We start from the raw sequence: 24,863 nt of genomic DNA, 5'->3' as shown, positions 1-24,863 counted from the left end.
TGAATGGATGGTGGGCCCCGTGCTCCTGACCCCGTTCCGGGCCTACACGGGACAACACCTGCGGTTGTTCCCTCAGCATGGACAGCGCCCCCGCGCACGGCACCCGTGAAACTACCTGTATTGCCACGTACCTCCGAAGGCGGGTGTTGTGTCATGGCGCCGCGGGGCCTTCCGGCGGGCGGCTTCGCCGGGCCTGTGAGGGCTCCGTGGCCTGCAGCGGAAGACACCCGCTGTGCTTGGTGCCGGCAGGACGATGGTCTTTGCGGTGACGAGGAGTGGATGACCGTCACCGTCTGCTTGCCGGGCACACAGAGGCCGGCCTGGACAGGAGGCCCATGTACAGCCGGAGTCCGCGCAGGGCGGCGGATCCGGGCTGGTGAGACGGACGCCGGAGCCGCCCGGGCAGACGGCCCGGGCGGCTCCTTTCCGTAGACGTGCCGCGGTAGGTCAGCGTGCCAGCCGCGTGGCGACGTCCTTTCGCAAGGCGGAGAGTCCGGCGTACATCATGCCGCCCGGGCATTCCGTCGCCAGCCAGTCGCGGTGACCGCTGATCGTCGCGACGTCCTTCTTCACCCCGTTGACTGGGTTGGTGAAGGTGACGTCGGCCGTGGGGTTGAGACCGTGTGCCCGGGACAGGGCTGCGAGCAGACGGACCAGAGCGCGACGGGCAGCGGCGGTGGGAGGCTGCTCGCCGAGTGTTCCCAGCAGGGCGATCCCGAGGTTGCCCGAGTTGTAGCCCGCGGTGTGGAAGCCGGTCACCATCTTTCCGCTTTCGTCGTGGGCCGGAATGCCGTCCTTGCCGGACCAGCGTCCCTCGTAGATGCGCCCGGCCTCGTCGATGAGGAAGTGGTAGCCGATGTCACTCCATGTGTTGGTGACGGCGTGCTGTTCGTAGATGGCTCGCACCGTGGCAGCAGGCTGCGGGTCGTCGTTCGGCGTGGCGGTGTGGTGCACCGTCAGGGTCTGGACCGGGTAGTACTGGGGAGGCTCGATCTCGGTGCCGTCGGCGTCGAACCGCTTGGACTCGTCCGCTCCCCAGGCCGCGCGGGAGAGGTAGGTCAGGCCAAGCGCCCGGGTGGGCCGGGCAGGCACGGTGACGCGGCGCTTGGGCCCGTCCTGTGCGTCGATCGCGATCTCGCGCACATCGTCTGTGCCGTGCGGGAGGGACAGCTCGTAGCCGACGGCGCCCGTCGCGGGGACGAGGACCGAGCTCGGTGTCACGGCGGCGTCAGGATCGGAGGTGTCCTGCCCACAGGCGCAGCCGGCACGCAGACGTCGCCAGGCGCCCGCGGCTCCGTCTTCCTCGTGGAACCGGATGGAGGCCCCCCTGGGGGATCCGCTCCAAGTGACTCCCACGTACTGGATGGGGAATTCCGTCCGCCGGACGGACGCGACACCCGCTGCGGCGACGGTGGACCGTGTCCGGGGAACATGCGTCGCCCGCTCGGCGAGCCCCGATGACGAGGTCGCGGTCGTGGTCGCCGAAACAACGGGAGTGAGAGCCGCGGCAGCAGCCGCGGCACCAAGCCCGCCCACCACCACACGGCGGGAGACAGGGGCCTGCCGGCGATGAGACGGGGGCGAAGAGTCCGGGGGTGTTGTGGCCACAAGTGTGTCCTTCATGGGTCGATATCCGTCACCGAAAAGCACACGCAGAGCCTGCGGAACCCCGTGACGTGGCCTCGTGCTGTGCCACTGCCGGCCCATGGCCCAACGGCCACCACCACTGCCACCCGCGGATGTGAGCCTGCGCATGGGCAGAGCCCGCCATGACCGCCGCCGGCGAAAGCCGTCTGGTCGTCCCGTGAGGTGCCGGTCCATGGGTGTCGGCCGTCGCTCGACCCAGGTCCCTTGGTCCCGCGCCCTGCGGCGTGCTCGATGATCAAGGCTGCCGAAGCGCAGGCCGCGAGGAATCACGGAATCACCGTGAAATCGACTGTCGGGCCGCTGCCTCTGGCACGGGCGGCACTCCCCGTGGATCGCGTCGGCAAGCGGGGGCAGCGACGGCACGCACCAGAACACGTACTTCTACGCTTCTACGGCCAAACCCCCGGGGAGAAGCTGTGGCTGGCAGCTCCTGGGCGATGCGCGCGGCCGGCTCGGCAGGAAACCGAGCAGCCATTCCCTCGGCCCCTGCTGTGAAAGGCCAGCCTACCCCCCGTGTGGTCGCCGGCGGCCGTCGCCCGGGAGCTGTGTACGGCAGCGCCACCCCACGGGCCCTGTATCCACCAGCCTTTGAGGATCCTGTGAGGGGGGTCGGATCGTCGTGATGATCAGGAATCGCATCGCGGAGATCAGGTATCGGAGGAGTCGTGCTGTCCCCCGGCTCCCGGCAGCCGCCGCGGTCGTTCTTGTCCTGACGGCGGCGGTCGTGGGCGTCGGCGGTACGGTCTGGTCCGGGCACACGGATGCCTCTCGCCAAGAAGCCTCCCGGTCCCTTCGCACCATCCGTGAGGGGCAGGTGTGCACCGCGTCGCTCGCCCCCGTGTACGACCCGTCCTGCGGCACAACTGCCTTGCTGGAGCCGCCGTCAGGTCATGATCTCCGGGTGGGTCGCGGCCCAGAAGGCGATCTGCACGCGCGAGGTGAATCCCAGCTTGGTGAGGATGTGCTGGATGTGCCCTTCTGCGGTGCGCGGGGAGATCACCAGTTTTGCGGCAATCTCCTTGTTGGTCGCCCCGTGGGCCACCAGCCGGGCCACCTGCAACTGTCGTGAGGTCAGGCGGGATGCCGACGGGGCAGGCAGGGCGCGGGCGTTGCCCTGCTTGTTCCTCTTGGTCGTGGCCTTGACCGCGTAGCGGACCGCTTGATCGAGGGTCATGAGCCTGCCTGCTTGGAAGGCATCTTTGAAGGCGGTCTTCCCCAGGTCCTGACGAAGCCGCTTTTCGCAGTCGTTGTGGTGATGCAGGAACTGGCCGGCATGGGGAACACACGCTCCGGTGATGTGCCAGGCGGTGTGTGCCGCGCCGAGAAGGAGGGCCGCTCGTTCGCTGGATCCGTCTTCTGCTTCTGTCCAGGCCATCACTTCCAGGCACTGCGCGCGGCTCAGCTGGTCGGTGAGGGGTTTGATCTGGAGTGCTCGCCTGACGAGCATGAGGGCGCGCTGCAGCTGCCCTTCGCGGAAATATGCGAGGCCCATGCTCCACAATGCGTGGGACAGGGAGCTGTGGGCCTGGTGCTGCTCGCACAGCCTGGCCATGTCGCGGGCGCAGGACAGGGCGCGGGGGTCGTCCATGAAGCTGTGGCTGAGCGTGAGCAGGAGGAGAGTCGTCGCCGTGGCGCCGTGATCCTGTGCCTCACGCTGGCAGATGAGGGCGTGGGACAGCAGGTCCGTTGCACGAACGAATTCACCGTGGAAAAGGGCGCAAAAAGCTGCGAACTGGTCGGTGGCGGCGCTGAAGGCCTCGTCGTCGAGGAAGCGGCTTATGTCCCGGCAGTCCTTCAGCCGCTGCAGGGCCGTCGCATTGTCGCCTTCGAGCAGGGCGGCGATACCGTCGACGAGCAGGGCCCGGGCCCTTTCCGGGCTCGGCTCTGCGGGGTCCGCGCCCAGCGCCACGGCCAGCCACCGGCGCGCTTCGCCCAGCGGGCCACCGACGAGCCGGAGGTGCCATGTGCAGGCTGCGAGACGCAGTGCTGCGCGTGTGAGAGTCGGTTCCTGCGCGCCGAAGGCGATGGCTTCCCTGAGATTGGCCTCTTCCCTGCGCAGGTGCAGGGACCATCGCTGCTGGTGCGGGCTGAACCATTCGGCTTCGGAGCGCTCGGCCAGCTCCAGGTACCAGTCCAGGTGGCGCCGCCGGAGAACCGCTTCCTCGCCGGCGGCGCGCAGACGCTCCAGGCCGTACCGGCGGACCGTCTGGAGCATGCGGAAGCGTACGTGACCGCCGGTTTCCTCTTTCTCCAGGACCGACTTGTCCAAGAGCCCCCCGAGCAGGTCGAGCACGTGGTCGGGTGCGATGCCGTCGCTGGCGCAGACTGCCTCGGCCGCCTCGAGTTCCACGCCGTCGGCGAACACCGACAGACGGGACCACAACAGCTGCTCTGCCGGGGAGCACAGGTGATAGCTCCAGTCGACCACTGCTTTGAGTGTCTGCTGCCGCGGTGAGGCGCTGCGGCAACCGCCCGTCAAGAACGCCAAAGGGTCTTCGATGCGCTGAAGAACCCTGGCCACTGGCAGCAGCCGGACGCGGGTGGCCGCCAGCTCGACGGCCAGCGGAAGGCCGTCCAGTCGTCGGCATATGTCGGCTACTGCCGCGCCGTTGGCGTCGGTGAGGGTGAAGCCTGGCAGTGCCGCTGCTGCCCGTTCGGCGAAAAGGCGCACCGCCTCGCTGTGCGCCACACTGTCCGCGGAGCCGAGGCCGTTCGTATGGGGCAGCGACAGCGGCGGCACGGCCATGACGTGCTCGCCCTCCACCCCCAGCAGCTGACGGCTGGTGGTGAGGATCTGAATACGCGGGGCGGCACGCAGCAGTCTGTCCGCGAGCTGGGCGCACTGGGCGATGAGGTGCTCGCAGTTGTCCAGGACCAGCAGCAGTCGCTTGTCGAGCAGATGGCTCTCCAGAACGGACAGAGGCTCCGGCGCCCTGTCGCTGCGCACCCCCAGACAGGCTGCCACTGTCGTGGCCAGGAGGTTCCCGTCCTGGAGAGCGCCCAGTTCCACAAACCATACCCCGTCGGGGTATGAACGGCCGACCTTGGATGCCGTACGCACAGCCAATCGGGTCTTACCCACTCCGCCCGGACCGGTCAGCGTCAGGATCCTGGTACGCGAGAGCAACTCCCTGACTTCGGATATGTCGCGGCGCCGACCGACGAAGCTGGTCATCTCCAAAGGGAGGTTCCCCGGAACGACAGAGTGTTTCATCATGAGCTGTGACCCTGTGTGTCTCGACAGTGATGTGGAGCACTGCTGCCGAAGGACGCTGGTGTGTGCGCCCTCCGGTGGCGGCGCCGGGCCTGCTTCGGTGCCACCGGCCGCGTGGCCGGACTCTCACCTTCCCCGTATGACCGCTCGCCGGGCCTCCCTGGTGGGGCGCCCGGAGTATGGGGTCACAACGATGTTGAACTCTCCGGAGCGTTGCTGGATCCGTAGGATTACGCGTATACCTACCTATCGGCTGGTTTACCTGCTGCCTGCGAGGTTGTACGCAAAGGCCGGAAAGCGCTGCGCCGGGTGGCCTGAGCTCCCCGGGGGATTGCGAGGGAGATTCCCGCGCCAGTGGTGCACCCCGTACCTGTTACTCGGGACAACCGCTGGTGAGCCCCGGGGGAAGCCGGAGCGCGGTCACCGGGTCGCAGGCGCCTGAAGTAGGGTCCGCCCCTTCGACGAGTCGCGCGTTTGCGGCCGGGGGTACCGCCGAGGCGATCCGGGGATCCGGGGCAGGCAAGTCTGCGGCACCACGGCGGGAACGCGAGGGGATCCGGGTGGCCTCAGGCTTGAGCAGCAGCGAAACCGCGGCCAGACGGAAAGGCAGGTAGTGGGATACGTGCTTTCCGGGTCCCGTCCTCCGTGACCTCAGAGTCTCATTTATGCACTACACGATGTCATGAGAGTGAAGGCACGGAAATGTGTTCCCACACCCCGCCATGCCCTTCCTGGGACGCCCCGGATCACGATGCCGCACGCCTCGTGGCCTGCCACCCCGTCCAGGGGTGGTTCCTGCTCTGCAACGGAGTGGTGCTCTTCGACGACGCCGGCGAGATCCTGCCCAACCGGGCCACCATCCCGCCGCCGCGCTCGCCGCAGGACTTCTCATGACCCACCCGCCCGGACCGGCATCCCGGCCTTTCCGGCGCACGTCAGTCTCCCCGGCGCCGCTCGCGGCGCGGGTACAGACGCGAGGTGAGGACATGCAGTCACTGCTGAACCAGGCGACTCTCGGCGGAACAGCCATGTACCTGCGCTGCTACCCATACGACCTGTCGCAGATGGAATTCCACCAGACGGCGCTGCGTCACCACGCCCGCCGGCTCTGCCTGCGCGAACCGGTGCTCTACCTTGACAACGGGGTGCGCTCCTTCGGCCCCCGCCCTGCGTTGGAGCAGTTCCTGCAACGCGCGGCCGACGGCGCCTACTCAAACCTGCTGGTCACCGGACCCTTCATGTTCTCCCTGTGTGACACGGAGGCGCGCTCCCTGGTCGACGGTATCCACCTCTTCGGCTGCCAGGTCATCGAACTGCCTGGGGCCCATCAGGCACCTCGCCGGGAAGGCCGTGATGTTCTGCTTCGCTGACGGCTCACGCAGCCGCGCGCCCGCGCCCATCCGGGCAGCTCGGCGCAGCCGAGGACCCCGCATCCCGCCGTCTGCGTGCCATCCCCCTCCCCCTCGCGTGGGCAGTCCGGCCCTCCCATCGCCTGCGGCTGCCGGTACACCACCAACGGCTGCACCCTGCCACCGAATCCGGCGAAACCGCCGGACCCGCCGCCTGAGAGCGCAAGAGGGCACCCGGTCTCGTGACACGCGTCATGTGCTGTCCTGCCCTCAGGCTCCACACCGACGGCGCCGCCCGCTGTCTGTGGGGAACGGGCACCGTGCCCGCGTCGCGGGCACGGTCATGACCACCCACCAGATTCCCGTCCGTCTGGGCCGGCATCGTCAATCTCCGCAGTCGTCGTGGAGGCGCAGGCGCCTCTCTCCCACCGTTCTCCTGCCGTCTCGGGTGCGGCTGCCTGGTCGATACCGCTTCCCCACCTCACCGACGCGGCCCTCCGTGCACCACCCCGTTTCCCAGGACCCCTCATGCACAACACACAGGACACCCCGCTGCCTGCCGCCTACCTGCGGTACTACCCGTGGAATCCCGCCGTGGTGAAACACCGTCAAGCGCTGTGCAGCTTCGCCACTCGCCTCGGGCTGCCCGCCCCCGTCATCTATAACGACAACGGCTGCTCCGCCACGGGTTGGCGCCCCGGGCTGGAAGAGCTTGTCCAGTCACTGCTCGACGGCCGCCACACCCTCCTCCTCGTCCCCGGACTGTGGATGTTCTCCCCCGACGACCAACAGGTTCGGACCACCGTCCGTATGCTCTCGGCAGCAGGATGCCAACGCATCTACCAACTCCCCAAGCACCCCCACGACCACCAACTCGCCGGCATGTGAGGGCGGCGTCTACCCGCATCACACACAAGACCCGTGCCCTGAGACAGGCGAAGGGACGGCGCACGTCGTCTGCGGTCACCACGAGTCCGTTGATCAGTTGCCGTGCCCCGGCTACCGACTGGGGACACTCAACGGACCTGTCTGCAACCGGGGATGGGCGGTGGCATGCGTAGCTCTTCGAAGTCCTCCGCCGTCAGCCGGACGCGTCCTTCGCTGTAGACCAAACCGTGGTCATCCGTACACAGCCGGATGACCACAGCCCGGTCGAACACGTCGTAACCGTGCCCGCCCATCTGCGTCTCCAGCCACTCCAGCACACAAGGCCAGCCGGAGAAATACCGCCGGTCGAAGTAGCCCAGGCGGGAATGGAAAACAAGAGTCTCGTAAGTCCACGCGTACTCACCAACCGCCATCACATACTCCCTTCCAGACCGACACGCCCGCCCTGCTGCTTGACCTGCGCCCACCGGGCAACGCGCCACACACAATCAGCACATGGCCAGGCGCTGTGGGCCGGGAACGAGCTGGACGCCGTGCGGTGCCGGTGCCGGCACCGGCAGCGCTCCCCTATCACGCAGCGATGGGGGCGCGGGGCACACAGATGTCCCGAGCGGTACCGTCTGCCGCTCCCTTCGCGCCGTCGGGGCTCGCGCTGAGCAGTGTCACTCCGAAGGCCCGAAGTGCGCATACGGGGAATCACCCGTCTTCGCACGTCTTTCCGCTGGGAAACCGGTGCCGCCGTGGCAGGGCGGGGATCTGATCGTGCCGCTGGTACGGGGCGGTAGAGCTCGGGGAGTTCCGCTCCTGCCCAGACCGGTCGGGTGCCTTCAAGGCGCGCCGGCAGATCGTGGTCTGGTGCGCGCCGGTCGGATCGCAGCCGGCGCCGGTGCGTTCCCCTTGCCGACGGCACGGGCGGCCCTGCCGAACCATCTCGCCTGCGGCGAGGGCGGTCAGGTACACGCGCCAGAACAGGTACTCCTACGCTTCTGCGGCCAGGAGACTCGAGGAAAAGCTGTAGCTGGACAGCTCCTGGGCGATGCGAGCGGCCGGCCCTGCAGGAAACCGAGCAGCCATTCCTCGGCCCCTCCTGCCAAAGGCCAGCCTTCCCCATGTGGTCGCCGGCCGGGATGGGGCCCTGCGGGGCGACAAGAAAGGGAACGTTCGATGGCCGTCAAAACCACAATGAGGCCGTCGTCCACTGCCTTTGCGGTGCCGCCGTTGCCCGCACCAGACCAGGGGACCCTGGTCTGCCCCGGGAGCTGTGTGGCGATCGCGTGCCACGGGGCCGATACCGCCTCGTCGACGGCCGGTTGAGGGCTGCGCATGTCTCCCGCCACCCAAGGCCTGGCCGCTGTCAGGCTAGGGCTCGCCACACTGGCCGTCACCGCGCTTGCCACAAGCTTCAGTACAGCCCTGTACTCCGGCGAGGGAGCCGTCAACTGGCTGGCCTACTTCACCAACCTCTCCAATCTCTACGCCGCCGTCGTCTTGATGGCCAGCGGGCTCGCCCTGGTGCGCCGCCGCCCACCTCCCGGCGACGGGTGGCGCGGGGCGGCGACCCTCTATCTGGTGATCACCGGCATTGTCTACTGGACACTGCTGGCCCGGAACAACGTCGACGCCATCGTCTGGGTCGACACCGTCGTGCATGCCGTGATGCCGGCCGCGCTGGTTGCCGACTGGCTCCTGGCCCCCGCACCGGCCAGGGTCGTCCACCCGCTCGGCATGCTGCGCTGGATGATCTTCCCGCTCGCCTATCTGGCGTGCTCGCTGGTGCGGGGGGCTTTGGTGAACTGGTACCCGTACCACTTCATCGATCCGCGTGAGCCCGGCGGCTACACCCACGTGGCCGGCTGGTCCTTGTCCCTCACGTCGGCGTGCGCCGTGCTGGCCCTGCTGATCCTTGCCGTGGGGAATCGGCGTGCCCGGCGATCGGCCTACCCGGGCACAGCGACGCGCAGAGAGCCCGCGGCACCGTAGCCCATGCACCCCCGGCCCGGCTTCCATCGGCGCCCTGCCTCTCGCAGTCGCCCGGGACATGGGCTGCCCCGTCGAGCCTGCACTCGGACCCCACGGCCCCGGGAATCGAGCCCCGCGTGGAGCTATTCCAGCTCCCGGCGGAGCCGTGCGAGCGCACGGTGCAACGTGCTCTTCACGGTGCCGGTCGATATGCCCAGTGCGGCGGCCGTTTCCTCGGTGCTCATCTGCTCCCAGTACCGCAGCACCACCACGCTGTGCTGCCGGTGGGTCAGTACGCTCAGGATGTCGGTGACGAACTCCCGGTCCGCGTACTGCTCCGCAGGGTCGTCGACGGCGATGTCCGGCAGCTGCGCGGTGGGAATCTCCTCGAACTTACGGTCCCGCCACCACTGAGTACGGGTATTGATCATGACACGGCGCAGATAGGCGTCGGCGCGGGACTTGTCGGCTACGGCCTCCCATCGGCCGTACGTCCGCGCCAGCGCGCACTGCAACAGGTCCTGGGCGTCAACCGGGTCGGGCACCAGACGCCGGGCACTGCCCATCAGCGCCCTGTGCCGGCTACGCACGTACTCCTCGAAATCGTGCACCTCACGGTATTTCACTGCAACGACCTCCGGTTGTTGGTGAAGGTCCCGACGGGCAAGCGGGCCCGGGCGCCTGCCGGTACCGGACACGGGCAGGCGGTCCGGCACTGTGCGTCAACGGCCGCTCGGGGCCGCGGAGCGACGCTGGGCCTCTGGCTTGTTTCCGGGTGCGTTCACCGTCTTCAGGTGCAGACCCCTATGGCCTGTGCCGCACCAGCAAGGACAGAGAAAGAGAGGGAAAGGGACACGCTGGTTTCCTCGGCCCCGCTGCGCCGGCCTGCGATGTCGGCGCAGCGGGGCTGGACGGCACCACAGTGGCTCCACGCCTCTCATGCGTGCGCCGGGGCGGTGTACAACGTTGGCAGGGCGGTGGAGCCCGGGTGCGCGGGGGCCGCGGTCAGTAGCTGGCCAGCGCTTCTGCCGGTGGGATGCGGGCTGCGCGGCCGGCCGGGTAGAGCCCGGCGAGGGCACCGATGACGGCGGCCGCCGCGACGCCGGCGACGACGGCCTGGACGGGCAAGGTGAGAGGCCAGTGCTGTCTGAGGGCCCAGCCGGCGCTGATGGCAAGACCCAGGACGACTCCCGTGATGCCGCCGAGGGCTGAGAGGGACACGGATTCGGTGAGGAACTGCAACCTGATCTGGCCGCGTCCGGCCCCCAGTGCCCGGCGCAGGCCGATCTCGGCGCGGCGCTCCAGTACGGAGATCACCATGGTGTTGGCTACCCCGACCCCTCCGACCAGCAGGGCGACGGCTCCAAGGCCGAGGAACATCAGCTGGAAGGTGTTCTTGACCGCCAGTGCGGTGGTCAGGGCGTCGGAGGGCCTGCTGACGCTGACCTCGTTGGGGCTTTGCGGATTCACGGTCTGTGCCAGGACGGCGTGGACGTCCTCGACGGCTTCGTCGGCGGACCGTTCGTAGATCGTGGTCGGGCGACGGTCGAAGCCGAGCTTGGCCGCGGCAACGTCCCACCCGACCAGGGCGGAGCGGTCGATGTCGGGGGCCAGCAGGACGGGTTCGAGGATCCCGGTGACGGTGAACCACCGGTTGCCGAGGTAGACCTGGGTGCCCGGGGTGTGGATGCCCAGCCGTTCCGCCGCGACGGAACCGAGAACGACCGCGGGGTACTTCTGCGTGGCGGCATTGAGCCAGGTGCCGCGGGCGAGCTTGGCGCCGAGCGTGGCCGGCAGGTCAAGCCGGGTGGCCTGGACACTGATGCCGCCGCTCTCCCTCGGGTCGATCTTGTCCGTGCGGTACACCTTGGCGCCGGTGACCTCCCCGACGGCGGAGACCGCACGCACCGGGGCGATCCGGCGGACCATGTCCACCGACTCCGCCGGCAGTTTCGCCTTACCCCCGGAGAAGGTGTTCCCGGCGGTGGCGGTGAGCAGATTGGTGCCGACCTTGGCGATCTGGGCGTTGATCTGTGCCTGGCTGCCGGCGGTGATACCGAGGATGGCGACCATCGCGGCGATACCGATGGCGATACCCAGGGCCGACAGGCAGGCCCGCAGGGGCCGGCCGCGGATACCGATGAGACCGACCCGGATCACATCCCCCGGATGCAGGCGAGCAGTCTTCGGCAACGGCCTGAGGGATGCGGTCCGAGGTGCCGGCGTGATGGTGCTCATGGACCCTCCCCGCTCACGTCCCGCTGTCCCAGGGCTTCTGGTGCCGTCGTGGGGCAGGGCGGTCCGCTGTCGTAACGGATACGGCCGTCGAGGATCTCGATACGGCGCGGCAGTGAGCGGGCGATGCCCTGGTCGTGGGTGATCACGGCAATCGTGGTGCCCTGGGCGTTCAGCTCGTGCAGCAGGTGGATGACCTGCTCGCCGGAGCGGGAATCCAGCGCTCCGGTGGGCTCGTCCGCCAGCACGATCGCCGGCCGGCCCACCACCGCACGGGCGATGGCCACCCGCTGGTTCTCCCCGCCGGACAGTTCACCGGGCCGGTGAGCAAGCCGGTGCCCGAGCCCGACCCGCTCCAGTGCCTGAGCGGCCAGCACCAGACGCCTGCGGCGCGGCACACCGTGGTAGAGCAGCCCCGTGGCCACGTTCTCCAGGGCACTCAGGTGCGCGGTGAGGAAGAAACGCTGGAAGACGAACCCGATCCAGCGTGAGCGCACCGCCGCCAGCTGACGGTCGGACAGGCGGGCCGCGTCCCGGCCCACCACCCGGATGTGGCCGGCTGTGGGCCGGTCCAGCGTTCCCATCAACTGCAGCATGGTGGACTTGCCCGAGCCGGACGGGCCGACCACCGCCAGCAGCTCACCCCCACCCACCCGCAGGGTGACCTCACGCAGAGCGTGGACACCACCGGGATAGGACTTGCCTACCCCCTCCAACTCGAGGACGGGAATCTCACTCTCAGTGTTCATTCCGAAGGCACCTCCACCTTCATGCCCTCCCGCAGCCCGGAGCCGGAGACCTCCACCCGGCCACCGGTGAAAATGCCGAGGCTCACCCCGATCAGGCGTGCCGTGCCGTCACCGGCCACGGCCCGTACGGCATAGCGGCCATCACTGGTGTACAAAAGCGCGGTCACCGGGACGGTGAGAACGTTGCTGCGCTGGGCGCTGGTGAACAACACCGTCACCGGCGCCCCATCCAAACGGCCCGCATCCCCCGGACGGTCAAGTGTGACCGTCACCGTGATGGTGGCCTTCTCCGTGCCCGAACCAGGCTGATTCTCACCACCTCCGCCGCCCCCGCCGCCTCCGTCAGGGGCACCCGGTGCCTTGGCAACCGTGCCGATACCCGTGATGCGCCCGGCAGTCGTCTTTCCCCCGGGCAACTGCACCTGCACAGCCGCACCCTGCCTGGCCAATGACGTCTTGTTCGCGGGAAGGTCCACCGTGACGATGCGGTCGGTGCCGGAAGCCTGAAGGATCTTGCCCGTCGCCGGGGTACCCAGCGTGGCCGCAACCGACGTGACCCGGATCGCAGACGGCTCCAGCACTACCTCCCCCGGCGTGAACACTCCCGTCTGCTTCACCTCCTGGTCCTTCTGCCATGCCTTAAACGCCCGTGCAGTGCCCTCACTGAAATGCTCGCTGTCGGACAGCCCCTCGCCGAAGCCCAGCGCCTTCAGATTCCGCTTCAGCTGCCGCACATCCGGCCCGTCACTCACCCCCGTCTTCAGCACCCGCCAAAAAGGCACCGACCCGTACCACAGCCGCACCGGCCGGTCATCCACCCGGTACACCTGCTGCCCTCGTTTGATCGTCTGCCCTTCCTGCGGCAGCCACGTCAGCGTCCCCCCACCACCGCTGCCGCCGCCGGCACCGCCCGCCGCACCGCCCTCCCCCGTACCCGACGGAGCGTTGACCGTGTAAGAACGCGCGTAGCCGATCTTCCCGTCAACCGGCTCCTGCTCCCGCAGATCAGCCCGCGTCACCGGCACCGACGATCCACGCACGGCCCTGGTCGTATTCGCCGGCGCCGGGTCCTGCACCGCCCACAGCGCCGCTACACAACCCAGCGCACACACCACAGCCGTCCCCGCAACCACCCACATCCGACCCCGGCGACCAGACCCCCGCCGAACCGAAGCCCCAGCCCCCACCGAAGAATCCTCAGCGACCAGCACGGCCTGCGCCCGGACGCCCGCCTGACGGTCGCCCTCAGCCGCACTCACCACCGCAGCACCCCGCTCACCCGCGAAGGACTCGTCCTGCCGCTGCCCGGGGTTCATCCCGCATCGCCCTTACTCGAGACGGTACCGCTCATCCCACAGGCCTTCGCCGCATTGTTCACCTTCGACGCATCCGGGTTGCCCTTGATCACCCCGTCGTCACCCATGTCGATACCGTGCTTGCGCATGCAACGGGCGGTCTTGACTTGCTGGTCCTTACCCTCCGCATCCGCCTTCGCCATAGCGTCGGCCATCCCGGCGGGAATGTACTTATTGCACGCCTTAGCCGCTGCCTTTCCTTTCTCCCGGTCCCCAGGAGCCTCCTTCGCCTCCGCGGTCATGGTGTCGTTACCCGTCAAGTCGGGCATGTCCACGCCGTTCTGACGCATACACCGCATGTACTTGCGATACAGCTCTTCATCGTTCTTCGCAGACGGACCCGCCGACGCCGAAGGGCTCTTCGCGCCACTGCCCAGGCTGTCCACTTTCGCACCGCCGCCCTGGCCACCCCCGCACGCCACTACCGCCAGCATCACCGTGGAAACGAACACACCGCCCGCCACCTGCCGACGCCCGGCCGGCCCCCGCCGCAGCAATCCCACACCACAACCCCGTGCACTGATCTTCATGATCCTCGTACCCTTCTGCTCACACGGCCGGACCCGGCCGTCGGCATTCAGGAATACGCCCCGCCGTGTCACACCGGCGTCTCGGAAATCTGTAACACCGCCCACACACCCCATCTGCTATCACTGGACCACGCGCCCCTGCACCCTTTGCGTGTGCCATGGCCGCGGGCAAGCGAGGCGAAGCGAGAAAGGACGAAGCCATGCGCGTACTGGTGGCCGAAGACGAACCCGTCCTGGCCGACTTGCTGGCAACCGGCCTACGCGAACACGCCATCGCCGTAGACGTCGCCTACGACGGCACCACCGCCCAGCAGCAGCTCGCCGTCAACGACTACGACGTCCTCGTCCTGGACCGCGACCTGCCCGGCGTCCACGGTGACCAGATCTGCCGCGACCTCGCCCAAACAGGCGCCCGCACTCGCATCCTCATGCTCACCGCCGCCGGTTCACTGACCGACCGCGTGAACGGACTACGCATCGGCGCCGACGACTACCTACCCAAACCCTTCGAATGGGACGAACTCCTTGCCCGCGTCCAGGCCCTCGCCCGCCGCACCCAGCCCGCCCTGCCTCCCGTACTCGAGCGGCACGGCATCACCCTGGACACCGCACGCCACCAAGCACACCGAGACGGCAGCTACCTGCCCCTGTCCCGCAAGGAATACGCCGTCCTGGAAGTCCTCCTCCGCGCCCAGGGCACCATCGTCAGCGCCGAGCAACTCCTCGAACGCGCCTGGGACGAGAACACCGACCCCTTCACCACCACCGTCCGCGTCACCCTCTCCCGCCTACGCGCCAAACTCGGCGAACCAGCCGTCATAGAAACCCTCCCCGGCATCGGCTACCGCATCTGAAGGCACCTCGCATGCGCCCTGCTCCCGACCCCGTGCCCGACCCGCCGACCCGGCGCCGCAGGCTCGGCCTGCCACCGACCGTGCGCGTCCGCCTCACCGCCCTCTACAGCACACTCTTCCTCTTCTCCGGCACGCTCCTCATCGCCGTCATCTACCTCTGGTACCGACAACAAACCGACCACACCATCGGCACCGCAACCAGCGGCTTCATCACCAGCGACTCCACCCAGGCTGTCCCTCCCCAGACCGGGCCACCCCTCCTGGCCGAAGGATCAACCGACATCGTCCAAGCACCACCCGGAGCAGCGCCGGAGGAAGGAGTGCCCCCCGAGATAGCCCAAGCCGCGGCCCAACTGAAAAGCGCCCTCCTCCAGCAACTCCTCACCGTTTCCGGCCTCTCCCTCGCCATCCTCCTCCTGATCGCCGTCGCCCTGGGCTACTACATGGCCGGCCACGTCCTACGCCCCGTCCACCACATCACCAGCACCGCCCGCACCCTGTCCTGGAACAACCTGGGCGAGCGCATCAACCTCACCGGACCCCACGACGAATTCACCGAACTCGCTGACACCTTCGACGCCCTCCTCGACCGCCTCCACGCTGCATCCGACAGCCAAAAACGCTTCATCGCCAACGCCGCCCACGAACTCCGCACCCCCCTCACCGTCCAACGCGCCGCCATCCAAATCGGACTGAACAACGCCACCACACCGGAGAAGACCGCCAAAGCCAGCCGTCAGCTCCTCAACGCCAACCGCCGTGCCGAACACCTCATCAACGGCCTCCTCCTCCTCGCCACCAGCGAGCGAGGCCTCACCCACCGCGAACCCGTCCCCCTCCACGACACAGTCGCCGAAGCCACCGCGCAGCACACAACAGCCGCGAATGACGCCCAGATCACCGTGCAACTCGACCTTGAGCCACTCACCGTCCTCGGCGACCCCGTCCTCCTCCACCACCTGGTAGGCAACCTCATCCAGAACGGCATCCGACACAACCACCCCGGCGGCCACCTCACCATCCACACCAACCAAAACGGCCTCACCATCTCCAACACCGGACCTCCCATCCCCCAAGAAACCATCCCCCAACTCTTCGAACCCTTTCACCGAGGCAACACCCCACGTCTCAGCACCACCCAAGGCACCGGACTCGGACTCTCCATCACCCGCACCATCGCCGAAGCGCATTCCGGAACCGTCACGGCTCGCCCCAACCCCAACGGCGGACTGCACATCCACATCACACTCCCCCAAACACCTGACAATTAAGAGGTCATCTCATGTGGTTCACTCGGTAGGTTGGGGACTGTAAATCGTTCGGTGGACTCCCGATCAAGGAAGATGCACCGATGACCAGTGACAACGTGATCGAGGCCGAGACCAGCAGGGCGAGTGAGCCGCAGCCGTCGAAGGCGGTGGATGACCGGCGGATCGCCGAGCGCATGGTGCCGCTGATCGGCCGGAAGGCCTTCATGGTCGATGACGCGCGATGACGCGGTGCCATAGCCTACGAGACCACGCTGACCATGCGGCGTCAGCACCGACCAGAGACACACTCCACGGAAGCTGAGCGAGCCAGGCCACAGGCGCAGGCTCGCCTCGCTGTGTCGCTGGTCCGGTGTGCTCAGCGGGCTTTGAGGACTGCTGCCACCACCGGCCCGGCGGTGTCCGCGCCGTGTCCGCCGGACTGGACCACCGCACCTGCCGCGAGATCGTCGGCGAAAGCCGCGAACCAGCTGTTGGGAGTCTGCTGCCCGTCCACTTCCGCGGTCCCGGTCTTCGCCCCCTTGTCCCCACCGACACCGGCCATCGCCGCAGCACCCGTGCCCGACGTCGCAGTGACCCGCATCAAGTCCCGCAACTGGCCCCCCACACGATCCGACAACCGCCCCGTCGCGGTAGCCAGATCACGGTCATCCAACCCACGCGGCACGATCACCGGCTGTTTGAAGCTGCCGCTCTTCGCAGTCGCCGCGACCGAAGCAATGTTGAGCGCGTTCATCTGGACCGTGCCCTGACCGATGTACTGAGCCGCCGCATCGCTACCGCTCGCCGCCGGCACGCTCCCATCGGCAGTCGCCACACCCGCCCGCCAGTTCAGACCGATACCGAACGTGTCACGCGCGAACCTCGCCAGTGCCGCGTCATCACCCACCTCGTCGATCTTCTTCACGAACGCGGTGTTGCACGACCTCGCGAAACTCTGCGTAAACGTGCCATCAGGAATCTCAAAGCCGTCCTGATTACGGAAAGTCCGGCCCATATAGACCGCTTCCTTGGGACACTCCGCCCCGCGATCGGCGGCCACCAATCCCTTGTCCAGCAACAACGCCGCCGTCACGATCTTCATCGTCGAACCCGGCGCCTGCTTACCGAGCAACGCCGCATTGAAACCATCCTTACGGTTGTTCGCGACCGCACGGATCTCACCCGTACTCGGCTTGATCGCCACGACCGACGCCTCGCTGTAACGCTTCACCGCCGCCTCGGCAGCAGCCTGAACACGCGCATCCAGCGTGGTCTTCAGCTCAGTCAACTCACCCTCGGAAACAGTCACGAGCGTCTTGTCGGGCGTCCCACCCCCTGAACTCGCCACCAGCTCGACCCCCGGTTTGGCGCCGGTCTTCCCCCCGTATCTCTGACGCAGCTCATCAAGAACCGGCCCCAACGACGGAAACTCCTCCCTCGTCAGCTCACGCCCGTTGCGGTCGACCGCCTTGATCGACGCCGTCACGGCAGGCCCCGTCCTCAGCTGACCACTCTTACCGAGCTGCGGATGAATCACCGACCGCTTCCAGTCCACAAGCGGCCGACCCGTCGTCTTCCCCCGCACCACCGTCAGCTCAGAGCGATACGTCCAGGACTTACGCAGCCCCTCATACGACACCACCCCACTGACCGTGAACGGCACCCTCACACCAACCGTCCGCCCCTGCGTCATCTTCACACCCGTCACATGCGCACGCGTACGAAACGCCGCAATGACAGGCTCCGCGTCCGCCGCATTGTTCGTCAGCCGCGCCGCCACCGAAGACCGACCCCCCGCCCACGCCGCCAGAAAGCCATCCGCAGTCGCACGAACCTCCTCCGCACTCGGCACCCCAGACCCAACATCATCCGCACCACCAACGATCAGCATGGTGTAGTCGCCCCACATGGTGTATGCGCCGTACCCCACTCCCACGGCGGCCACGACAAACAGGCCGCCGGCAGCAGCGACCCTCACGCCCCCGCGACCGCGCCGCCCGGCCGACCTGCCTCTCGGCGACACGTTGGTCATCCACCACACCTTCCTACCAGGTGGGCCTGCCCAGCCGAGCAGACCACCGCGGCGGCGTGGTCCTGCCGGGAGAACGGCACGGTGTGACTCGCCGGCCCGGACACCGTCGTCGCCCTGATCCGCTCGGCCAACCAGTGCCGGGCACCAGGTGCCCAAACCTGGATGTGAGGGTCCAGCCGACCACCAGCATCAGGCGACCACGCGATCACCTCCCCCCACATCGAACCGGCCCATCGCCTGCGCACCAACACAACATTCACCACGACAACCGAATCCTTCGAACCTGACAAAGACGTCCAACCCCCCAGACCAACGCAGTGATTCAGAGGCCATCACCGCCCCACCAGGAACGCCGCACAGCCGGGGGATGGCATGCCCCCGTCGTCTGTCCTGAGGGGAGAAGAGAGGGCACTGCTGTGCCCGTTGGTTTCCCGCTGCCCCCGCCTCGCCGGAGCCACGATCACAGGAACAATCCGCAGCCTCGGCTGCGTCGCTCCGGCTATCCGCAGCTCACTGTCGCGTGGGACTCCCCCTCGCCGCCCCGCGCGGCAGCCGCGGCACCGCGACGTGACCGTTCACGCGGCTCGCGTACGGCTGTGGCCGATTCCCCGCATCAGACGGTGTGGCAGCCTGCAACAGCGTGGCGGTTCAGGGATGCCCAGGGAACGGTCGACATACCTAAACCACTACCCGCAAGCACGGCCGCGCTGTGCCGGGGGTTGCCCCTTCCACGCTCAGGCGGGGTGGATGTCTCTCCCAGGACACGAATGTGGGGGCAGAGGTCCCCACCGGGGCGCCGGGCCATGCGCTCTCCTCCGCCTCGGGCAGCCCGTCGCCGGACCTTTGAGGTAGTGCAACACGTGGATTCCCGGGTGTCCCGCCCTGCCGAAGGGACGATCATGGACAAAGTCCCCCGGGCTCCGCGACTGGCGGACACCCCGGGATGCACAGGACACGGCTGAGCATTACTCCACACTCGCCGAGGACGGCGGAAGGCCACACCTTTGATGAACTCACACTCCGACGGCACTGTGGCCGAAGGGCCGGCGCATGACGGACAGCCGTCCGGTGAAGAAACACATCACGTGGCAGTCACCGACACCCAGAAAGTCCTGGCAGTCGTCCTGCTTGTGGCCAGTCTCATCTGCTCCGGGATCATTCTGGTGATCGCCATCGGCTCTCACGACACATAGGCACGTGTCGTGGCCCTACCTACGCGCTTGCCGGCAGGACACTGCGCTGACCACCCGGGTGCCGCGCCTCCCCCTGCGGCCGGGGAGTTCGTCATCCGCCCGAGTAACCGCTCGGTGACGCCGCTGTGGCTCTTTTCCGGTCAGCAGCGTCACGGACGAGCCTCGCCGGGCCGACGTCCCCGGCCATCGTCCGTGGACCGCCGAGCCCCTCAAGGCTCGCGGTCCAGGGCACCCCCCGGAGGGGGCCTCTGGCACGTCCGCATCACTTACCAACTCGAACAGGAGTGAACGCCATGCTTCGCGGTCATACGCGAACACCGTTCCGCAGCAGCCATTTCCTCATCCTCCTGGCGGCCCTCGTGACCGTCGCAGTCGTCGCCGTGGGCGCCCGCAGCATCCCGACCGCCTCCTCGCCGGGTGTCGAGATCACCGAAGACCTCTCGTACGCACCCGCCGAGCCCGAGGGCACGCAGGGTCACCTTCTGGACCTGTACGTACCCCCCTCCCCCTCTCCTGCCCCGCTGGTGATCTTCACCCACGGCTCAGGATGGATGGCGGACAACGGCCGCATGGACGCCGACAAGGTCGCCGCCAAGCTCAACCCGCACGGTTTCGCCGTGGCCGGCGTGGCGGTCCGGTCCAGCTCGCAGGCCCGGTTCCCGGCCCAGCTCCACGACATCAAGGGCGCCATCCGCTGGCTTCGTGCCAACGCCGACAAGTACCACCTGGACCCGAAGCGATTCGCGATCATGGGCGAGTCGTCCGGAGGCTGGGCCACGACGATCGCGGCCGTGACCGGAAACAGGCCTGAGCTGGAAGGCACCGTGGGCGTGACCGGTCCCTCCAGCGCCGTTCAGGCCGCCGTCCCGTTCTACCCGCCCACCGACTTCCTGCAGATGGACGCGCACATGCTCAATGATGACTGCAAGCCCCGCAGGGACGGCTCCGTGCCGAGCGAGTGCCACGCCGACTCCGGCTCGCCCGAGTCACGACTGCTGGGCTGCGCTATCAACGACTGCCCGGACAAGGTCGCAGCGGCCAATCCGCTCACCTATATCGGCGAGCAGTCCCTCCCGCCGTTCCTGATCTTCCATGGCGAGAAGGACCAGCTCGTGCCCTACCACCAGAGCCGTGTCCTCTTCGACAAACTCGCCTCCGCACGCCAGGACGCCCGGTTCATCTCCTTCCCCCACGCCAGCCATGGCGTGTTCCTGGAAATGCTCAGCGGCGCCCCCAACGCCCAAGAGGACGCCTATCAGGAGACCACCCGGCAGGGGAACACCACCAAGTCCACGCCCGTCAAACCCTCCTGGCAGACCGTCATTTCCTTCCTCAACAGCCAGCTCCACATCACCAAATCCTAAGGGCCGTCCACCGCTACGCGGAGCCGCAGCTCAGGGCCTTCCATGTGCTGCGGCTTGGCAGCCGCCAGGAAGAACGGCACACGGAGCACAGCCTTTCAGTGGCACAACGATCCAGGACAAGCGGCGCACGGCAGTCTGCTTTCCTGCTCCGTTCGCCACACCGAGAGCCACGGCTCACGTCAGAGAGAGAACACCTTCCCTTCTGGGTCTCCGAGCTGTCCTTCCGAAGGTAGCTGCGTCAGGTGCCGAAGACGGTGGCCCAGGCGGCGATTTGCGCCCGCGAGGTAAAGCCGAGCTTGTTGAGGATGTGGACGATGTGGCCTTCCGCGGTACGAGGGGAGATGACGAGTTTGGCAGCGATCTCCTTGTTGGTGAGGCCCTCGCTGACAAGTGCGGCGACTTGCTGCTCCCGTTTGGACAGAGGCGTCAAGGGCTCTTCCGCGGCGGGCGGCGGGGGCTTGCAGCCCTGCTTGTCTTCCAGGGCGTAGGTGATGGCCCCTTGGAGGGTGAGCTGTGCGCCTGCGCTGTGGGCTGCCGGGTAATCCTGAGGACCCAGCTCCTGGCGCAGAAATGCCACGCACTGATCATGGCGCGCCCGGAAGTGTCCCCACCGAGTGATGTCGATACCGGCCAGTCGTGCCGCGGTCTGGGCCGCTCCCAGCAGGGTGGCCGCCCGGTCGTTTCGCTTGTCGGCTGTGTCGCACCAGGCCATGAGTTCGAGGACTTGGGCGATGCCCCACTGGCCGTGGCGGTGCAGTTTATCCCGTAGTGACTCGCGGAGCAGTGTGGTCGCGCGCTGCGTATGGCCCAGGCGGTATTCCTCCAGCGCAACCACCCACAGTATGTGACTACGCGACCATTGCGCGCCGCTTGCTTCGCACAGGGACAGGCACCGTCGGGCGTGTACGCCGGTAACCGGATCACCGAGGTTGAAACGGACCATGGCGAGCATGAAGGAGGCGATCGCGACGCCGGCCGGGTCGTCCGCGGCCTGATGCAGGGACATCGCGTCCTCGAGCAGGCCGGCCGCAGGGGCGAAGTTCCCCTGGACCATCTCGATCATGCCTTCCAGGATCGCGCCGGCACATGTCAGATCCAAGTCGTGATGCAGTTTCTGCGCGGTCCGGCGGCCCTGTTCCAGCCGGGTTGTTGCGGCGTCGGTGTCGCTTTGCAGCTGGGCGAGCATCCCGTCGACCAGGAAGGCCTTCGCCGTGACCGGGCTGGGATCGGGTTCGAGGGCGAGTCCTTTGGCGATCCAGTGTCGTGCCTCGGCCAGAGAACCGAAGTCGAGCCAGTGTCCGAGTCGGTAGCTCCACAACGCAACGGCCAGCTGCAGTCCGGTCTGAGCGTGGCCTGGCTCGGTCACGCTGTACTCCATCGCTGCGCGGATGTTGCCTTGCTCTTCCTGGAACCAGGACAGCCAGGACATCTGACGGGGCCCGAACCAGTCGGACTCGGCCTGCTCGGCTTTCGCCCGGTACCAGTTGAGGTGCCGCTGTGCCAGGGTGTGCGCCTCGCCGAGGGACGTCAGGCGTTCATGCCCGTACTGGCGGAATGTCTCCAGCAGCCGGTAGCGCATGCGCGTGCCACGTTCCTCGCAAGTCACGATGGATTTCTCCACGAGAGACGCGATGGTGTCGAGTGCCTGTCGGCGCATGAAGCCGTCGGTGCAGCACACGGCCTCGGCTGCTTCGAGGTCGAAGCCGCCGGCGAACACCGACAGCCGCGACCACAGCAGCTGCTCGGCCGGGGTGCACAGCTCGAAGCTCCAGTCGATCGCGGTCCGCAGGGTCCGCTGCCGCGGTACGCCGGCGCGTGGTCCATGAGTGAGCAGGTCGAAGCGGGCGTCCAGGCGGGCCAGGATCTCATCGGCCGACAGGGACCGCATCCGCGCCGCTGCCAGTTCGATGGCCAGCGGGATGCCGTCCAGCTGGTGACAGATCCGTGCAGCCGCCAGCGTCCTGTCCGGGGTGAGGCCGAAGTCCGGGCGTGCCGAGCGCGCTCTTTCGGTGAACAGCATCACCGCCTCGCAGCGCGCGAGGTCCTCGGCCGACGTGGCATCGTCCGGTTCGGGTACCCGCAGGGGCGGCACAGCCATTGAATGCTCTCCGCTGACCCGCAGTACCTGGCGGCTGGTGGCGAGCACCTGCAGCCCGGGAGCCGCGGCCAGCAGGGTGCTGACGAGGCGGGCACACGCGTCGAGCAGGTGCTCGCAGTTGTCCAGCACCAGAAGCAGCCTTTGCTCCGCAAGGTAGTTCACCAGTTCGGCGACCGGTTCGCCGGCGGAGACGCTGCCGAGCCTGAACTCGTCGGCGACTGCTCGCGCCAGCAGCTCGCCCTGCCTCAAAGATGCCAGCTGCACCAGCCGGACCCCGTCGGGGAAGGAGCGCCGCACGTCTGCGGCCACCTGAAGCGCCAGCCTGGTCTTCCCGATACCGCCCGGCCCGGTCAACGTCACCAGCCGACCCTCACCGAGCAGCTTCTTGGCCTGGGCGACCTCGTGGCGGCGACCGACGAAGCTGGTCAGATCGACAGGCAGGTTGACTGTCGTCCGAACCGTATGATTCATGGTCATCACGTCGACCTCCCCAAGGCCAGGGCGGCAGGGTGCGCTGAACCGGAAGTTGTTGGCGAGACGATCCGCGTAGTCCGTGAACGCACCGGGCACGCCGGGCACGCCGCGAAATTCCACCGCGGTTCAGCTCTCGCCTCTCCCACCTCCTCGTTGCTGATTCAGCCCTGATGTCTCCACGGTGTACCGAGCCAGAGCCGGCGCCATCAGGGAAACCCCCTGGAACGACCCCTTAGATCTGTGACCCGAACAGGTCTGCCGCGGATGAGACGGCGCAGTGCGGGCGTCACGGGCCACGGCAATCACTCAGACCGCACGACCCCTCACACAGAGTGAGTCAACTTTGTGCGTGGGCGGTTGCCGCTACGGCCTTCTTTCGCATGGTGAGGGTGAGGGGGGCGAGCGTGATGGCGGTGGCGCCGAGGAGTCCGGCGAGGGCGAAGGCGGTGAAGCCCCAGTCCTGGTTGCCGCTGGTGGCGAGGATTCCGCCGAGCCAGGGGCCGACGACGGCGCCGGTGCGGCCGATGCCGGTGACCCAGCCCAGCCCGGTGGCGCGTTCACTGTCCGGGTAGATGGTGTTGGTGGCGGCGTAGACCATGACCTGGGCGCTGAACAGCCATACTCCGGTGACCGCGACCACCGCGTACGTCACGGCCAGCGGCAGGTGCGAGCCGAGCAGCAGGGCGCCGATGGCGGTGAGCACGAACCAGATCGCCGAGACCCGTACCGGGCCGAACCGGTCGGCGGTGCGGCCGGCGATCAGCATGCCGACGATGCCGCCCGCGTTGATCACGAGCAGGAAGCTGATGGAGGAGGTCAGACCGTAGCCGGCCGTGCGCATCATCTGCGGCAGCCAGGTGCTCATCCCGTACACCAGCAGCAGTCCGCAGAAGCTGGCCAGCCACAACAGCGGCGTCGCCCCCCGAGTCCCGGGGCTGAACAGCCCCTTCACCGCGGCCAGCCGTCCCTTCGCACCCGCCGCCGGAGCTGCGGACACGGTGGGCTGGGGCAGTCCGTAACGGTTCGCAACGGCAAGGGCCCGATCGGGCTCACCCCGCGCGAACAGCACACCGGGTGACTCGGGCAGAAGCTTCAGCAGCAGGGGGACGGCGATCATGGCAGGCAGTACGCCCGCCCAGAACACCCAGCGCCAGCCCGCCGCCGGAGCCACGGTCAGCCCCAGCGCCGTCGCCGCCATACCGCCGGCATGGTAGGAGGTCATCAACAACCCGATGGCCAAGGCCACCCGGCCCGGGGGCGCGAACTCCATCACCATGGCCAGCCCCAGCGGCATCAGCCCGCCCAGACCCAGACCCGCCACGAACCGACCAACCCCCAGCATCGTCGGATCCTGCGCCAGCGCGCACATCCCGGAACCAGCCGAGAACACCATCACACTTCCGGCCAGCAGCGGCCTGCGCCCGAGCCAGTCGGTCAGATTCCCCGCCGTCAGCGCGCCGATCAGCATGCCGAACGTGGTCCAACTGCCGATCGACCCCGCGGCGGCCGGAGTCATGCCGAAGCCGCGGTCGTTGAGGATGTGCGGCATCACAGCGCCGTAGATGTTCGCATCCATGCCGTCGAAGAACACGGCAAGCCAGCACAGCGCGAGCACCGGGAAGACCGTACGGAATGAACGACGCGGCGTGTCCATGCTCGTCATGTCGACCCC

General features: G+C 67.8%; 19 protein-coding genes. 8 read left to right on the top strand and 11 right to left on the bottom strand.

All coding sequences use genetic code 11. The features are described 5' to 3' along the window. Positions 1–447: 447 nt before the first annotated feature. Both ACTWOL_RS34815 and ACTWOL_RS34810 read right to left on the bottom strand, forming a co-directional pair. Complete coding sequence (locus ACTWOL_RS34815) at positions 448–1,221, bottom strand: peptidoglycan recognition protein family protein (protein WP_474300891.1); 774 nt, start codon at positions 1,219–1,221, stop codon at positions 448–450. 1,309 nt (positions 1,222–2,530) lie between these two features. Continuing rightward, positions 2,531–4,822: a LuxR C-terminal-related transcriptional regulator gene (locus ACTWOL_RS34810; protein WP_474300890.1), complete on the bottom strand. Its 2,292-nt coding sequence runs from the start codon at positions 4,820–4,822 to the stop codon at positions 2,531–2,533. A 741-nt stretch (positions 4,823–5,563) separates the two neighbouring features. On the opposite strand from ACTWOL_RS34810, the gene ACTWOL_RS34805 reads away from it, so the two are divergent. The 3 genes from ACTWOL_RS34805 to ACTWOL_RS34795 all read left to right on the top strand — a co-directional run bounded on the left by ACTWOL_RS34805 (position 5,564) and on the right by ACTWOL_RS34795 (position 7,098). Then, complete coding sequence (locus ACTWOL_RS34805) at positions 5,564–5,755, top strand: DUF5999 family protein (protein ID WP_474300889.1); 192 nt, start codon at positions 5,564–5,566, stop codon at positions 5,753–5,755. Between the two features lie 92 nt (positions 5,756–5,847). Beyond that, on the top strand, positions 5,848–6,231 hold the full coding sequence (locus ACTWOL_RS34800; RefSeq protein WP_474300888.1) for a hypothetical protein: 384 nt from the start codon (positions 5,848–5,850) through the stop codon (positions 6,229–6,231). Positions 6,232–6,738: 507 nt separating this feature from the next. Next, the gene (locus ACTWOL_RS34795; RefSeq protein WP_474300887.1) at positions 6,739–7,098 is read left to right on the top strand and encodes a hypothetical protein; all 360 of its coding nucleotides are present in this window, start codon (positions 6,739–6,741) and stop codon (positions 7,096–7,098) included. A 128-nt stretch (positions 7,099–7,226) separates the two neighbouring features. Here ACTWOL_RS34795 and ACTWOL_RS34790 read toward each other — a convergent pair whose 3' ends face one another. Next, positions 7,227–7,511, bottom strand: a complete 285-nt coding sequence (locus tag ACTWOL_RS34790; RefSeq protein ID WP_474300886.1) for a hypothetical protein — start codon at positions 7,509–7,511, stop codon at positions 7,227–7,229. A gap of 910 nt (positions 7,512–8,421) precedes the next feature. On the opposite strand from ACTWOL_RS34790, the gene ACTWOL_RS34785 reads away from it, so the two are divergent. After that, a complete protein-coding gene (locus tag ACTWOL_RS34785) occupies positions 8,422–9,078 on the top strand; it encodes a Pr6Pr family membrane protein (RefSeq protein ID WP_474300885.1) in 657 nt (218 codons plus the stop codon). A gap of 122 nt (positions 9,079–9,200) precedes the next feature. Here the strand turns inward: ACTWOL_RS34785 and ACTWOL_RS34780 are convergent, their stop codons facing one another. The 5 genes from ACTWOL_RS34780 to ACTWOL_RS34760 all read right to left on the bottom strand — a co-directional run bounded on the left by ACTWOL_RS34780 (position 9,201) and on the right by ACTWOL_RS34760 (position 13,926). Beyond that, complete coding sequence (locus ACTWOL_RS34780; protein ID WP_474300884.1) at positions 9,201–9,683, bottom strand: SigE family RNA polymerase sigma factor; 483 nt, start codon at positions 9,681–9,683, stop codon at positions 9,201–9,203. Positions 9,684–10,062: 379 nt separating this feature from the next. Beyond that, the gene (locus ACTWOL_RS34775; RefSeq protein ID WP_474300883.1) at positions 10,063–11,295 is read right to left on the bottom strand and encodes an ABC transporter permease; all 1,233 of its coding nucleotides are present in this window, start codon (positions 11,293–11,295) and stop codon (positions 10,063–10,065) included. After that, the gene (locus tag ACTWOL_RS34770; protein WP_474300882.1) at positions 11,292–12,041 is read right to left on the bottom strand and encodes an ABC transporter ATP-binding protein; all 750 of its coding nucleotides are present in this window, start codon (positions 12,039–12,041) and stop codon (positions 11,292–11,294) included. The genes ACTWOL_RS34775 and ACTWOL_RS34770 overlap by 4 nt, the downstream gene beginning before the upstream one ends. Continuing rightward, entirely contained in the window at positions 12,038–13,156 is a 1,119-nt protein-coding gene (locus ACTWOL_RS34765) for a peptidoglycan-binding protein (RefSeq protein ID WP_474300881.1), read from the bottom strand. The genes ACTWOL_RS34770 and ACTWOL_RS34765 overlap by 4 nt, the downstream gene beginning before the upstream one ends. 197 nt (positions 13,157–13,353) lie before the next feature. Then, the gene (locus tag ACTWOL_RS34760) at positions 13,354–13,926 is read right to left on the bottom strand and encodes a hypothetical protein (protein WP_474300880.1); all 573 of its coding nucleotides are present in this window, start codon (positions 13,924–13,926) and stop codon (positions 13,354–13,356) included. Positions 13,927–14,126: 200 nt separating this feature from the next. Between ACTWOL_RS34760 and ACTWOL_RS34755 the strand changes: the two genes are divergently transcribed. The 3 genes from ACTWOL_RS34755 (at position 14,127) to ACTWOL_RS34745 (ending at position 16,275) form a co-directional block, all read left to right on the top strand. Further along, positions 14,127–14,780: a response regulator transcription factor gene (locus ACTWOL_RS34755; protein ID WP_474300879.1), complete on the top strand. Its 654-nt coding sequence runs from the start codon at positions 14,127–14,129 to the stop codon at positions 14,778–14,780. A gap of 11 nt (positions 14,781–14,791) precedes the next feature. Beyond that, a complete protein-coding gene (locus ACTWOL_RS34750) occupies positions 14,792–16,051 on the top strand; it encodes a sensor histidine kinase (RefSeq protein WP_474300878.1) in 1,260 nt (419 codons plus the stop codon). 80 nt (positions 16,052–16,131) lie between these two features. Further along, the gene (locus ACTWOL_RS34745; RefSeq protein WP_474300877.1) at positions 16,132–16,275 is read left to right on the top strand and encodes a hypothetical protein; all 144 of its coding nucleotides are present in this window, start codon (positions 16,132–16,134) and stop codon (positions 16,273–16,275) included. A gap of 131 nt (positions 16,276–16,406) precedes the next feature. Here the strand turns inward: ACTWOL_RS34745 and ACTWOL_RS34740 are convergent, their stop codons facing one another. Continuing rightward, on the bottom strand, positions 16,407–18,062 hold the full coding sequence (locus ACTWOL_RS34740) for a penicillin-binding transpeptidase domain-containing protein (protein ID WP_474300876.1): 1,656 nt from the start codon (positions 18,060–18,062) through the stop codon (positions 16,407–16,409). A gap of 1,486 nt (positions 18,063–19,548) precedes the next feature. Here ACTWOL_RS34740 and ACTWOL_RS34735 point away from each other — a divergent pair. After that, the gene (locus ACTWOL_RS34735) at positions 19,549–20,619 is read left to right on the top strand and encodes an alpha/beta fold hydrolase (RefSeq protein WP_474300875.1); all 1,071 of its coding nucleotides are present in this window, start codon (positions 19,549–19,551) and stop codon (positions 20,617–20,619) included. Positions 20,620–20,857: 238 nt separating this feature from the next. On the opposite strand, the gene ACTWOL_RS34730 is transcribed toward ACTWOL_RS34735, so the two are convergent. Together ACTWOL_RS34730 and ACTWOL_RS34725 are read right to left on the bottom strand one after the other, a co-directional pair. After that, positions 20,858–23,194 (bottom strand): ATP-binding protein, encoded by a 2,337-nt coding sequence (locus ACTWOL_RS34730; RefSeq protein WP_474300874.1) that lies wholly within the window; start codon positions 23,192–23,194, stop codon positions 20,858–20,860. A 334-nt stretch (positions 23,195–23,528) separates the two neighbouring features. Continuing rightward, on the bottom strand, positions 23,529–24,854 hold the full coding sequence (locus ACTWOL_RS34725; RefSeq protein WP_474300873.1) for an MFS transporter: 1,326 nt from the start codon (positions 24,852–24,854) through the stop codon (positions 23,529–23,531). Positions 24,855–24,863: the final 9 nt, after the last annotated feature.

The sequence above is a fragment of the Micromonospora sp. IBHARD003 genome (assembly GCF_056106285.1).
This window is presented reverse-complemented; position numbering and strand designations above follow the sequence as displayed.